11 protein-coding genes are annotated in these 13,237 nt (G+C 70.2%); 7 read left to right on the top strand and 4 right to left on the bottom strand.

Annotated features, from left to right (window positions below):
* The first annotated feature begins 60 nt into the window (after positions 1 to 60).
* The 6 genes from ACWC09_RS18275 to ACWC09_RS18250 are packed head-to-tail and all read left to right on the top strand — an operon-like array spanning position 61 to position 4,097.
* Complete coding sequence (locus tag ACWC09_RS18275) at positions 61 to 462, top strand: cupin domain-containing protein (RefSeq protein WP_450851629.1); 402 nt, start codon at positions 61 to 63, stop codon at positions 460 to 462.
* Positions 459 to 1,727 (top strand): beta-ketoacyl-[acyl-carrier-protein] synthase family protein, encoded by a 1,269-nt coding sequence (locus ACWC09_RS18270; protein WP_450851554.1) that lies wholly within the window; start codon positions 459 to 461, stop codon positions 1,725 to 1,727. The genes ACWC09_RS18275 and ACWC09_RS18270 overlap by 4 nt, the downstream gene beginning before the upstream one ends.
* A complete protein-coding gene (locus tag ACWC09_RS18265) occupies positions 1,724 to 2,974 on the top strand; it encodes a ketosynthase chain-length factor (RefSeq protein WP_450851553.1) in 1,251 nt (416 codons plus the stop codon). Before ACWC09_RS18270 ends, ACWC09_RS18265 begins: the two co-directional genes overlap by 4 nt.
* Positions 2,975 to 3,006: 32 nt before the next feature.
* Entirely contained in the window at positions 3,007 to 3,264 is a 258-nt protein-coding gene (locus tag ACWC09_RS18260; protein ID WP_450851552.1) for an acyl carrier protein, read from the top strand.
* A 1-nt stretch (position 3,265) separates the two neighbouring features.
* Positions 3,266 to 3,745, top strand: a complete 480-nt coding sequence (locus tag ACWC09_RS18255; RefSeq protein ID WP_450851551.1) for an SRPBCC family protein — start codon at positions 3,266 to 3,268, stop codon at positions 3,743 to 3,745.
* A gap of 19 nt (positions 3,746 to 3,764) precedes the next feature.
* Positions 3,765 to 4,097 carry a TcmI family type II polyketide cyclase gene (locus tag ACWC09_RS18250; RefSeq protein WP_450851550.1) on the top strand — a complete coding sequence of 111 codons (333 nt, stop codon included), beginning with the start codon at positions 3,765 to 3,767 and terminating at the stop codon, positions 4,095 to 4,097.
* Positions 4,098 to 4,163: 66 nt separating this feature from the next.
* Here ACWC09_RS18250 and ACWC09_RS18245 read toward each other — a convergent pair whose 3' ends face one another.
* From ACWC09_RS18245 to ACWC09_RS18230, 4 genes are all read right to left on the bottom strand, one after another.
* The gene (locus ACWC09_RS18245; RefSeq protein ID WP_450851549.1) at positions 4,164 to 5,192 is read right to left on the bottom strand and encodes a methyltransferase; all 1,029 of its coding nucleotides are present in this window, start codon (positions 5,190 to 5,192) and stop codon (positions 4,164 to 4,166) included.
* A gap of 38 nt (positions 5,193 to 5,230) precedes the next feature.
* Positions 5,231 to 6,289 carry a right-handed parallel beta-helix repeat-containing protein gene (locus ACWC09_RS18240; RefSeq protein WP_450851548.1) on the bottom strand — a complete coding sequence of 353 codons (1,059 nt, stop codon included), beginning with the start codon at positions 6,287 to 6,289 and terminating at the stop codon, positions 5,231 to 5,233.
* Between the two features lie 242 nt (positions 6,290 to 6,531).
* Positions 6,532 to 7,470, bottom strand: a complete 939-nt coding sequence (locus tag ACWC09_RS18235) for a L,D-transpeptidase (protein WP_450851628.1) — start codon at positions 7,468 to 7,470, stop codon at positions 6,532 to 6,534.
* Between the two features lie 215 nt (positions 7,471 to 7,685).
* Positions 7,686 to 9,521, bottom strand: coding sequence for an endo alpha-1,4 polygalactosaminidase (locus ACWC09_RS18230; protein WP_450851547.1), 1,836 nt, complete (start codon positions 9,519 to 9,521; stop codon positions 7,686 to 7,688).
* Between the two features lie 796 nt (positions 9,522 to 10,317).
* Between ACWC09_RS18230 and ACWC09_RS18225 the strand changes: the two genes are divergently transcribed.
* Positions 10,318 to 13,224: an alpha-L-rhamnosidase-related protein gene (locus tag ACWC09_RS18225; protein ID WP_450851546.1), complete on the top strand. Its 2,907-nt coding sequence runs from the start codon at positions 10,318 to 10,320 to the stop codon at positions 13,222 to 13,224.
* Positions 13,225 to 13,237: the final 13 nt, after the last annotated feature.

The raw sequence follows: 13,237 nt of genomic DNA, 5'->3' as shown, positions 1-13,237 counted from the left end.
CCACCTGCCCGTGCAGCGCATGATCGGAGCAATGTCGTGACTACATCCCGGCCCAGAATCGTGGCCTTGAGCGAGATCGAGCCCAACACCCGCCGCGGCGGCGATCTGCGCGCCCTGCTCTCCCCCGCGACGGTCGGCTCCACCAGCGGTTTCATGGGCGTGGCCATCGTGCAGCCCGGCGACCGCATCGGTGAGCACTACCACCCGTACTCCGAGGAGTTCGTGTACGTCCTGTGCGGGCAGCTGGAAGTGGATCTGGACGGCGAGCCGCATCCGCTGCAGCCCGAGCAGGGTCTGATGATCCCCGTCCATATGCGCCACCGCTTCCGCAACGTCGGCAAGGTCGAGGCCCGGATCGTCTTCCACCTCGGCCCGTTGGCGCCGAGCCCGCCGCTCGGTCATGTGGACACCGAGGGGACGGACGCCGCCCCGGTGGCGGGCCGAGAACAGGTCGCCTCATGAGCCGGCGTGTGGCGGTCACCGGCATAGGCGTCGTCGCCCCGGGCGGCATAGGCGTACCGGCGTTCTGGAACCTGCTGGCCGAGGGGCGGACCGCGACCCGGGGCATCACGTTCTTCGACCCTGCCGGACTGCGTTCACGGATCGCCGCCGAGTGCGACTTCGACCCCGCGGCGCACGGGTTGGACACGGAGCAGATCGCACGGAGCGACCGCTACATCCAGTTCGCGCTCGTGGCCGGGGAGGAAGCGGTCCGGGACGCCGGCCTCGAACTCGACCTGGAGGACCCCTGGCGCGTCGGGGTCTGCCTGGGCACCGCGGTCGGCGGCACCACCCGGTTGGAGCACGACTACGTCCTGGTCAGCCATCGCGGTCAGCTCTGGGACGTGGACCACCGGGAGGCCGACCCCCATCTGCACCGTGCCTTCGCGCCCAGCACGCTGGCCTCGGCGGTGGCGGAACGGTTCGGGGCGTCCGGGCCGGTGCAGACCGTCTCCACGGGCTGCACCTCGGGTCTGGACGCGGTGGGATACGCCTTCCACACCATCGAGGAGGGCCGGGCCGACGTGTGCATAGCCGGTGCGTCGGACTCGCCGATCTCTCCGATCACCATGGCCTGCTTCGACGCGATCAAGGCCACGTCCCCCAACAACGAGGACCCGGCCCACGCCTCCCGCCCCTTCGACGCCGACCGCAACGGCTTCGTCATGGGTGAGGGCGGCGCCGTACTGGTCCTGGAGGACCTCGAGCACGCGCGGGCCCGCGGCGCGCGCGTGTACTGCGAGCTCAGCGGCTACGCCACCTTCGGCAACGCCTACCACATGACCGGTCTGACCCGCGAAGGGCTGGAGATGGCCCGCGCCATCGAGCACGCCCTCGACCACGCCCGCCTCGACCCGACGGCGATCGACTACGTCAACGCGCACGGGTCGGGCACTCAGCAGAACGACCGGCACGAGACCGCCGCCGTGAAACGCGCTCTGGGCCCGCACGCCTACGACACGCCCATGAGCTCCATCAAATCCATGGTGGGCCACTCCCTGGGCGCGATCGGGGCGATCGAGGTCGCCGCCTGTGTGCTGGCCCTGGCCCACCAGGTCGTACCGCCCACCGCCAACTACGAGACCCCGGACCCCGAGTGCGATCTGGACTACGTCCCCCGCACGGCCCGCGAGCGCCGCCTGGACAGCGTGCTCTCCGTCGGCAGCGGGTTCGGCGGCTTCCAGTCCGCAGTGGTCCTGTCCCGGCCGAGGGAGCAGACACGATGAGCGAACCCCATCCACGACGTGTCGCCGTCACCGGAATCGGCGTGGTCGCGCCCAACGGGAACGGCACCGACGCCTTCTGGAAATCCACCGAGGCCGGCATCAGCGTCCTCGACCGGGTCACCCGCGAGGGCTGTGAACACCTGCCGCTCCGGGTGGCCGGCGAAGTCCGCGACTTCGAGGCCTCGTCCGCGGTCGAGGAGCGGTATCTCGTCCAGACCGACCGGTTCACGCACTTCGCGCTGACCGCTGCCGACCGGGCGCTGGACGACGCCGGGCTCGGCCGGGCCGACACCGAGGCCGCGCCGTTCTCCGTCGGCGTGGTCACCGCGGCCGGTTCCGGCGGCGGTGAGTTCGGCCAGCGGGAGCTGCAGCAGCTGTGGGGCAAGGGCAGTCGCTTCGTCGGCCCGTACCAGTCCATCGCCTGGTTCTACGCCGCCAGCACCGGCCAGATCTCCATCCGCCGCGGTTTCAAGGGCCCGTGCGGTGTGGTCGCCTCCGACGAGGCGGGTGGCCTGGACGCCCTCGCGCACGCGGCACGCGCGGTGCGCCGCGGCACCGACGCGGTGGTGGCCGGCTCCACCGAGGCGCCGCTCGCCCCGTACTCCATGGTCTGCCAGCTCAGTTATCGGGAGTTGAGCACCGAGGACGACCCGGCGCGCGCCTACCGCCCGTTCACGGCCGCGGCCTGCGGTTTCGTGCCCGCCGAGGGCGGCGCCATGCTGGTGGTGGAGGCCGAGCGGTCGGCCCAGGAGCGCGGCGTCGAGGCGCGGGCATGGCTGGCCGGGCATGCGGCGACGTTCACCGGGGCCGGCCGCTGGGAGCAGTCCCGGCACGGCCTCGCGCACGCCATCCGCGGCGCCCTGGCCGAGGCGGGCTGTGCCCCGGAGGAGATCGACGTGGTCTTCGCCGACGCCCTGGGAGTGCCGGAGGCGGACCGTGCCGAGGCCCTGGCGATCACCGACGCGCTGGGCGGGCACGGCCGGCGGGTGCCGGTCACCGCGCCGAAGACCGGGATCGGCCGCGGCTACGGCGCGGCGCCCGTCCTGGACGTCGCGGCGGCGGTGCTCTCGATGCGGCGCGGCGTGATCCCGCCCACCCCGAACGTCTTCGACGTCTGCCATGACCTCGACCTCGTGACCGGCCGCGCCCGCGCCGCCGAGCCGCGCACGGCACTGGTCCTCAGCCGAGGACTCATGGGGTCGAACTCGGCGCTGGTGCTGCGGCACGGCGCCACGAAAGTCCCGTGACGAACCGTCAAGGAGCAAGGGAGAACAACCGTATGAGTGACACCATCACGGTGGAAGAGCTGGCCGAACTGATGAAGAAGGCCGCCGGCGTCACCGTCACACCCGAGCAACTCCAGCAGAACTACGACTCCGGCTTCGACACCCTCGGCATCGACTCGCTCGGTCTGCTGGGCATCGTAGGAGAGCTGGAGAACCGCTACGGCACGCCGATGCCGCCGGACGCCGAGCGCAGCAAGACACCCCGGCTCTTCCTCGACCAGGTCAACAGCGCTCTGATGGCGGGGGCGTGACATGAGCGGGCACACCGAGAACGAGATCACCATCGGCGCGCCGGTCGACCTGGTGTGGGACATGACCAACGACGTGGCCGACTGGCCGCGACTGTTCAGCGAGTACGCCTCGGCCGAGATCCTGTCCCGGGAGGGGAACAAGGTCACCTTCCGGCTGACGATGCATCCGGACGAGAACGGCACGGTGTGGAGCTGGGTCTCGGAACGGGAGACGGACCGCGACGCGCTCACCGTCAAGGCGCGACGGGTCGAGACAGGGCCCTTCGACCACATGAACATCCTGTGGCGGTACGAGGAGGTCCCCCAGGGCACCCGGATGGTCTGGACGCAGGACTTCGCGATGAAGCCCGAGGCGCCGGTCGACGACGACTGGATGACCGACAACATCAACCGCAACTCCAAGGTCCAGATGGCCCGGATCCGGGACCGGATCGAGAAGGCCGCCGCCGAGCAGGGCCTCACGCCCGGCCTGGCCGACTGAGCCGGACGGAGGACATCCCATGCACCAGGCGTTGATCGTCGCCCGGATGGCCCCGGGCTCGGCCCCGGACATCGCCAAGATCTTCGACGAGTCCGACCGGGGAGAGCTGCCGCACCTCGTCGGGGTCGTCCGGCGCAGTCTGTTCCAGTTCGGCGACGTGTACCTGCATCTCATCGAGTCCGAGCGCGAGCCCGGACCCGCGATCGCCAAGGTCACCGACCACCCGGAGTTCCGGGGCGTCAGCGAGCGTCTCGCGTCGTACGTCAGCGCGTACGACCCGAAGACGTGGCGTTCCCCCAAGGACGCCATGGCGCACCGCTTCTACCTCTGGGAGCGCGACCCGGCCGGCTGACGACGCACCTCACCGGTCGCCGGACCCGCAGCGTCGCGGGTCCGGCGACCGGTGAGGTGACGAGGTTCAACCGGAGACGTGGCAGTCGAAGGCGTGCAGGTAGGGGTTGACGGGGCTGATGTCGTCGATGACCAGACCCGCCGCGGTCAGCCGGCTCACCATGCTGTCGGTGGTGTGCTTCGCGCCGCCGACGTTGAGCAGCAGCAGCAGATCCATGGCGGTGCTGAACCGCATGGAGGGTGTGTCGTCGACGAGGTTCTCGATGACCACGACCCGGGTTCCCGGGCCGCCCGCCTCGCGGACGTTGCGCAGAGTCCGGGCGGTGCTCTCGTCGTCCCATTCCAGGATGTTCTTGATGACGTAGACATCCGCCTGCACCGGGACGGCCACCCGGCAGTCGCCGCCCACGATGTCCACCCGGTCCGCGAGGGCGCCGCCGGGCCGCAGCCGCGCGTCGGCGTTCTCCACCACCCTCGGCAGGTCGAGCAGGGTGCCTCGCATCGACGGGTACTTCTCCAGCAGGCTGGCCACGACGTGCCCCTGGCCTCCCCCGATGTCGGCCACCGACGCGCTGCCGGACAGGTCGAGGAGCTGCGCGACGTCCTTGGCCGACTGCACGCTGGAGGTGGTCATGGCGCGGTTGAAGACGTCCGCCGATTCGGGGGCGTCCTCGTTGAGGTACTGGAAGAACTCCTTGCCGTACAGCTCCTGTACGACGTTGCGGCCGCTGCGCACGGCCTCGTCGAGTTTCGGCCAGGCGTCCCAGGTCCACGGCTCGGTGCACCACATCGCGATGGCGCGCAGGCTGTGCGGGTCGTCCTCGCGCAGCAGCCGGGACAGGTCGGTGTGCGCGATCGTCCCGTCCGGCTGCTCGGCGAAGACGCCGTAGCAGGACAGCGCCCGCACCAGCCGCAGCAGCGGCCGGGGTTCGGTCTTCACCGCGGCTGCGAGGTCCTGCACGGCCATGGGGCTGTCACCGAGGGCGTCGGCGACCCCCAGCCGGGCCGCCGCGCGGAGGGCGGCGGCGCAGGCCGCCCCGAAGACGAGTTCTCTCAGCCGCATGGACGGCGGGGTGGTGGTCTGTGCGGTCGTCATGTGCCGCCTCCCTTCCTGGGGTTGTGTGGTGCGGTCGGTCAGCACAGGCCCGCGGGCCTGGACGCCCGGCAGGTGTTGCCGTCGAAGGTGTTGTCCTTGCCGGTGTCCGTGTTGACGAGGTCCGCCGGGGCGTTGCCGTCCAGCGTGTTGTCGCTGATCCGGTTCCGGTCGCTGGTGACGCCCACGAAGCTCTTGAACAGGACGATGCCGCCCGACAACGGGGAGTTGCCGACGTTGCCGGTGATCGTGTTCCGGGTGACGAGCGTGTCCTCGGCGCCGGTCAGGACGATGCCGGAGCCCTGGATCGCGGGCAGCCGCTCGGTCTTGGGGCAGGACTTGTTGTTGCGCACGATGTGGTTGTCGCGCACGGTGAGGTCGCCGGCCTTGGGCTTGTTCTCGTCACCGACGACGAAGACCGCCGCGCAGTTGCCGGTGAGGTGGTTGCCGGCGACCGTGAGGTCCCGCAGGCGGCGGACGGTGATGCCGATCCGGTTGCCCTCCAGCCGGTTGCGTTCGACCACCGTTCCGAGGGTGTCGGTGGCGCCTTCCTCGCTCTTGATCGTGTTGGCGAGGAAGAGGCCCGCGTCGCCGTTGTCCTGGGCGTTGTTGCCGCGGATGACGCCGCGCACCGAACCTTCCTGGGCGATGCCCCACACCCCGTTCTTCACCGCGTTCACGTTCCGCACGGTCATCCCGTCGGTGGCCGTGCCGAACACGCCGGTGCGGGTGAAGCCGGTCACCGTCAGGGAGGCCACGGTGACGCCCTCGACGGCCTTGCCCTTGGTGCCCACCACGCAGATGCCGTTGCCGCCCTCGGCACAGCTGCTCGCGGCCTTCGTCGTGCCGGGTTCGACGACCGTCCTGCGGCCCACGCCCCGCAGGGTGAGGTGCGACGTGGTCACCGTCACGCTCTCGTGGTAGATGCCGGATGTCACCAGTACGGTGTCCCCGGGACGGGCGGCGTCGACCGCCTTCTGGATCGATTGCCCGGGGAACACCAGGTGGGTCCGGGGCACGGAGACCGGCGGAGCAGCACCGAGCCCCGCTACTAGGATCGCTGCGGTGCACGCGAGATACGCGATGCGGCATTTAGTCATATTCGACACGCTATGACCGTATGGTTCGCAGGCATGCCGGATGGGCCATCCGGCGGCGTGTCACGCGTGCACGGTGTGTCCGACGGCCGCCGCTCAGGACACGCCGGGCCATCTCGGGCAGCGCCGAGGCGTACTGTCCGCCGCGCTCCGGATCGTTGAGCGCCGAAGCACGGCGGAGGTCACTTTCGGTTTCGGTTCAGGCTCGTGCGGCAAGCGCCCGGGGGTACCCCCCGGGCGATGCGTCACAGAGTCGCGGTCGTCGCCTCCCCGGACGCACTGCCCGTGAGCCACTGGCTCCAGCTCAGATTGAAGTCGGCGTAGCCGTTGTCGGCCGGGGCCTTGCCGCGGGGCGAGCCGGTGATGGTGACGGGGTCGCCCTGCTTGACCTGGCTGTAGAACCACTTGGCATCCGACATGGACAGGTGGACACAGCCGTGAGAACCGCGGGCGCTGCCGCTGCCCGGATACGGGTCGCCGGTCGAGTAGTGCACGTACGTACCGGACTGGGTCAGGTGGACGTCCCAGGGCAGCGTCAGGTCGTAGTAGTTGGCGCTGCCCTTGTCGCAGCTGATGCCCACGCTGCAGGAGGTCATGTGGACCTTCTCCTGCTTGTCGATGACCGCCATGGTGCCGTCCCACGTCGGGTACTGAGCGCTGCCCGCGTTGATCGACAGGGTGCGCACCGCCGTGCCGTTCCGGGTCACCTTCATGGTGTGGCCGGTCACCGAGACATCGGCGCGCACATCGTCGCCGATCTTGAAGGTGTGGGTGTAACTGTGCACGCCGTAGCGTCCGTTGCCGTTGCTGACGCCCGTCATGTCGGCATCGATCTTCACCGTCGTACCGGAGGGCCAGAACGTCTTCGGCCGCCAGTCGGCGCGCCGGTCGCCCATCCAGTGCCAGGCACCGGCCACCGACTGCGAGGCGCTCACCTTCAAGTGCTTCTCGACCGTGGCCCGCGCCTTGGCCGCCACCGGGTTCGTGAAAATCACCGAGATCGGCATCGCCACACCGACCGTGGTTCCCGTCTGCGGGGTGATCGTGTCCAGCAGCATCGGCGGGCCCGCGGGCTTCGTCGGTGACGGAGAGGCGCTCGCGCCCGGCTTCCCCGACGCCTTCGCGTCGTCGCCGCTCGCCTTGTCGCTGCCGCCTCCGCCACAGGCGGTCACACCCACCAGCATCGCGACCGTGCCCAGTGCGACCCCTATGCCACCAGCCTTGCGCCGTCCCACGCTCTGCCTCACTCTCTCACCCTCGTCCTTCGGCCCCGACGGGCCCGACTCCCTGTCAGACAACGACGGAGCGGGTCGAAGTTCCCTGCGGCACGTAAAGCGTGCCTCAAGATTCGGAACGCAACACTCGATCACGGACCGTGAGGAGCGCACCGCTCGAGACGTCAACAGGTCTGGCGGACGTAGCCGCTGGAGCCCTTGGGCACGAGCAACTGGTCGCGGCGGACGACGCTGAGCGTGCCGGCCCAGACGGAGCACGCCTTCGAGAACCCCTTCGCCGTGTACTCGACCACGAACACGTTGTTGCCGAACGCCTCCGCGTACGCGCCGCACTCGTTCCACTCGGCGCACTCCTCCACCACGGCGAAGTCCAGACCCACGGAGGCTCGGTCGGCCACGAGTTCCACCGTGTTCTTCTGCGCGATGGCCAGGTGCCTGTCATGGGCGTGCGCCGACAGCAGCTTCATCAGCGCCTCGGCCTGGCCGGACTTGAGGTAGGCCGGGTAGCGCGTGAAGGTGTCGTAGTTGTCGGGCTCGACGGCCTTGAACCCCTTGGACGCGCACTCGTCGATCCAGCTGTTCAGCTTGGCGGCGATACGCTGCCGCTTGACAGCCGTGCGGATGTCCAGGATCGCCTCGTGCCAGTCCTTGTCGTAGACGACCTTCCCGTTGGCGTCGCGCAGCAACAGGTCGGCGGCCCAGTCGCCCTCCTCGTCCTCCTGCGCCTGGAAGGCGTTGATATTGCAGATGCTGTAGACACCCGGCGCGGGCGCGTCGTCATGGTCCCGGCTCACCACCCGCACGCCGGAAGGCAGGGGATACACGCCGCCTATCTGGTAGTCCCACGGCACGTGCTTCGGCGGCAAGGTCACTTGAGCGGACGCGGGGGCGGTGGGAGCAAAGGTGGGCGACACGGCGGCGCCGGACGTCGGTGCGGTGGACGACTGGGCGGAGTCCCCCCGGTCCGACGCGGCCTTCACCACCGCGATACTCACCCCGGTGACGGCCAGAGCCGCGGCGAGGCCGACGAGGACGCGCCGCTTTCGGCGCCCGTCACGGATCCGGGTGCTGTCCCCTCCCCCGTTCCCGCCGCTCGTCCCGTCCTCGGCCGCGCCCGGCGGAACGGGGCGCCCACGGGACACCCGGTGGTGGGTCGCCGCTTCGACGGACACTCCCGTCACGGCCGACGGATCGGAGTCCGGCAACGCCCGGAACAGACCGCGCAGTTCCTCGAGCTCGGGCCGGGCGGCCGGGTCCTTGTCCAGGCAGCGTTCGGCGATGCCCCGAAGCGGCTCGGCGACCCCGTCCAGGTCCGGCGCCTCGTACATGACCTGATAGCCCGTCATATAAGGGCTGCTCGCGTCGAACGGACGGTTGCCGCTGGCCGCGTAGACCAGGAGCGACCCGAGCGAGAAGACGTCCGAGGCCCCGGTGACGTCGCGCGGCGCGATGAACTGCTCCGGGGACATGAAGGGCGGGGTGCCGATCAACCGGCCGGTCATGGTGAGGGCTTCGTTGTCGACGGCGTACGAGATGCCGAAGTCGATGACGCGGGGTCCGTCCTCGGCCATCAGGACGTTGCTGGGCTTGAGATCACGGTGGACCACACCGGCCCGGTGGATGTCCCGCAGCGCCTCGACCAGGCCCAGGGCGAGCACGCGCAACTCGCCTGCGCCCAACGGCCCGTCCTTCGCGACGATGTCCGACAGAGTGCGGCCCGGGACGTACAGCGTGGCCATCCACGGCTGTACGGCGTCCGGGTCCGCGTCCACCACCGGGGCCGTGAACGCACCGCTCACCCGGCGGGCCGCCGCGACCTCCTGCCGGAAGCGAGTCCGGAACTCCTCGTCCTGCGCATACGCCGGGTGCACGAGCTTGACCGCGACCCGCCGCCCCGAGTCCGAGCTGCCCAGATAGACAACCCCCATGCCGCCGCTGCCGAGCCGGTCGATCAGCGTATAGCCGCCTATGGACTCCGGATCGCCGGGGCTCAGCGACATCGCGGGACACCTTTCCCAAGTGCTGGGTTCGAAAAGCTGTTCAGGTGCAGCAGATTAAACCGTGTCCGGCCGACCCCTTCCGCCGGGTCGACGGATCCGTCACCCTGTGGTGGGTTGTGTCTGCGATCTGGACGTGCAGGGGTGCAGCCTGGCGATCACGGCGCATCACTCGCGCTCTGTCGATCGCCCGCCATCGCCTCAGGTTCCCTCGGCGGCTTCCCCACCCCGTAGTCGGCGCCGCCGACGGCCTGTTGCCGCGACCCTGGGTGGAGACCGTCCCGGCACGCCGATTGCCAGCCGGCCCAGGTTTCGCCCTCGGGGGAACCACCGGCCACAGGCCGTGGACTCGGCGCTGCCCGGACCGGTCGGCGTCGGGACCGAGTCGGCCGTTCAGCAGAACGCCAGGCCCGGTGCACGGCCATCGGACGGCGTGGGCCCGAGCTCAGCAGGATCAGTGCCCCACCTGCGGATGGCGGGCCGCACCCACGACGCCTCGGACACCCTCCCTCGACGAGCGCGTCGGCCGACGGGCCGGTGTTGGTCCATACCTGTTCCGAGGCAGTGAATCGTTGGCGGCAGAGTCTGTCAATGCCTCAAGTTGCTTCTGTTCCAGTCGAGTTGACAATGGACTGGACGGGTTGACACGCGGTTCGGGGGCGCCCATCATCGGTGCCACTTCGGCGGGGCCCCTCGCACACTCACGATCCCATCAAGGCCCAAGCCGTAGCGGTCAATCGAATTGAATCGATTCAGGCAGCACAGCCTCTGCGTCCCCGCACCCCACCGGGAGGTCCTCATGCGCCGCCGCCGTCCCCCGTCGAACCGACCTTCCCGCCGTCGGCGTCTGCTCGGCCTCGCCGCGGCCGTGGCCGCCGTACTGGTCACGGCCGGCGCACCGTCCGCGGGCGCGTCCCCTTCCGCGGCCGTGGCGGCGTCGGCAGCCGCGGACGCCAGTCCCCGGGCGGAGGCCGACGCCCTGAACTACTCGCCGACCTCACGCACGCTCAAGCCGACCGCCGTGTATGCCACTTCCGGCACCGTGGCGAACCCACAGAACGTGCTGAGCGGGCAGGCGACGCGGATCTCCGGCTCGCAGTCGGCCATCACTCTCGACTTCGGCAAGGAGGTCGGCGGTCTGGCAACGTTGTCTTTCGGCAGTACCAGTGACAGCGGTCAGCGAGTCGGGCTGGCCTTCAGCGAGTCGTCGCTGTACGTGGGCAACACCAGCGACCGCAGCAACGGAGGCAGCGGCGACGACGGCGCGCTGTACGGCGCCGCTCCCGCGGGCGGCACCTACACGATGCCCACCGCGCAACTGCGGGGCGGATTCCGGTATCTGACGGTCTTTCTGAACAGCTCGGGCTGGGTGGATCTCACGGGCGTCACCCTCGACTTCACCGCGGCTCCGGGAAAGAGCTACCCGGCCGACTACGCCAACTACTTCCACTCCAGCGACGACCTGCTCAACCGCATCTGGTACGCGGGGGCGTACACCGTGCAGCTCGACACGATCGCCTCCGGGCAGGGCCGCGCCTGGCCCCCGCCGGCCTCCGGGTGGGACAACGGCGCGACCGTCGGCGTGGGTGACTCCGTCCTCGTCGACGGGGCCAAGCGCGACCGTACGGTGTGGCCGGGCGACCTGGGCATCTCCGTACCCACGCAGTACGCCTACTCCGACGACCTCACCTCGACCCGCAACGCCCTGACGACCATGTACAACGCCCAGTCGGCGGACGGGGAGATCCCCTGGTCGGGGCCGGTGATCAGCCTCACCGGCTCGGACACCTACCACATCTGGACGCTGCTGGGCACGACCACCTACTACACCTACTCGGCCGACCGGACATGGCTGGACTCCGAGTGGGCGAACTACAAGCGCGGGATGGCCTTCATCACCGGCAAGGTCGGCGGCGACAACCTGCTCAACGTCACCGGCACCCAGGACTGGGCCCGGGTCGGTCAGGGCGGCGAGAACATCGCGGCCAACGCGTTGCTGTATGCCGCCCTCAAGGCGGGTGCCACCCTGGCCACGGTCGAGGGCGACAGCGCGCTCGCCGCGAACTGGTCCGGCAAGGCGGCCGCGATCAGGACCGCGGCCAACTCCCTGCTGTGGGACGCCGCGAAGGGGATGTACAAGGACAACCCCACCAGCGCCCTGTACCCGCAGGACGGCAACTCGCTCGCCGTCTGGTACGGACTCACCGACTCCACGGCGAAGACCCGCAGCGTCATCAGACAGCTGGGGACCCGCTGGGGTGCCTACGGTCCCACCACCCCCGAGTGGGGCAGCAACGTGTCGCCGTTCGCCGGGGGGATGGAGCTCAACGCCCGCTTCACCGCCAATGACGACTACACCGCCCTGGACCAGATCCGCCGCACCTGGGGTCACATGCTGGACAGTGACATCGGCACCAGGAGCACCTTCTGGGAGGGCGTCAAGGCCGACGGCGGCCTCGCGTACGGCGGTTCGTACATGAGCCTGGCCCATGGGTGGTCCACGGCGCCCACCTCCACGCTCACCTTCGACGTACTGGGCACCGCGCCGGAGTCCGCGTCCGGCGCCTACCGCTTCGTCCCGCACCCCGGTGGTCTCACCAGTGCCGAGGGCCGGATCACCATGCCCCAGGGCGCCGTGAGCGCGTCCTGGTCGCGTGATCCCGCCGCCGGCACCTACTCGGCCCAGCTGACGAGCCCGTCCGGCACCACCGGCCGTATCGGCGTCCCGAAGTTCGGCGGCTCGAACGTTTCGGTGTCCGTGAACGGCACGGTCGTCTGGAGCAACGGAGCCTTCACCCCCACCACCGGTATCACCGGCGCGAGCCAGGACGACACCTATGTCTACCTCACCGGCGTCACCCCGGGCAGCTACACCGTGACCGCCACCGGACTGGGCAATCCGCCGGCGCCCGGCGATCCCGCGATCACCGGGGCACTGCGGGCGGGCTTCACCCGGTGCGCGGGCGAGGGCGGCACCTGCTCCTTCAGCGGGACCCGCGCGGTGGCGTACGGGGCCGGGACGTACACGTACAAGACGGTGACCGACAGCACCGCCTGCACCAACGCCTCCTTCGGCGGCGACCCGGCACCCGACGTCCTCAAGTCCTGCTACGTCGCCGACGCGGGCGGTCCGCCCGGATACACGGTCTGCGCCGCCGAGGGCAGCACCTGCTCCGTGCCCGGCTACAACCGCGACGTGGCGTACGGCGCGGCCGGCAACTTCGCCCATCAGGTCACCAACGGCTCGGTCACGTGCAGCAACGCGCACTTCGGTGATCCCGTCGACGGCATCGTCAAGTCCTGTTACCTGCCGCCCTCCGGCGGTCCTCCCGGGTACACCGTCTGCGCCGCCGAGGGCGGCACGTGTCCGGCGGCCGCGGGGCAGCCGGTCGTGTACGGCGCCTTCGGGGCGTTCACCACGATCACCGCCACCGGTGACACCCCGTGCGGCAACGCCACGTTCGGCGACCCGATCTCCGGCGAGTCGAAGGCCTGCTACACCGCCACCGGCGGCCCGCCCGGCTACGCCACCACGTGCTCCGACGAGGGCGGCACCTGCGCCTACGGCGGACTGCAAACCGTCGCCTACGGCGCGCGGGGCAGCTTCGTCTACAAGTCCTTCACCGGCGGCACCAGTTGCACGACCGCGGCCTTCGGCACCGATCCACTGCCGGGCGTACGCAAGACCTGCTACCTCACGCCCTGACCAGTGCCCCCGC

Source organism: Streptomyces sp. NPDC001617, assembly GCF_053596855.1.
This window is presented reverse-complemented; position numbering and strand designations above follow the sequence as displayed.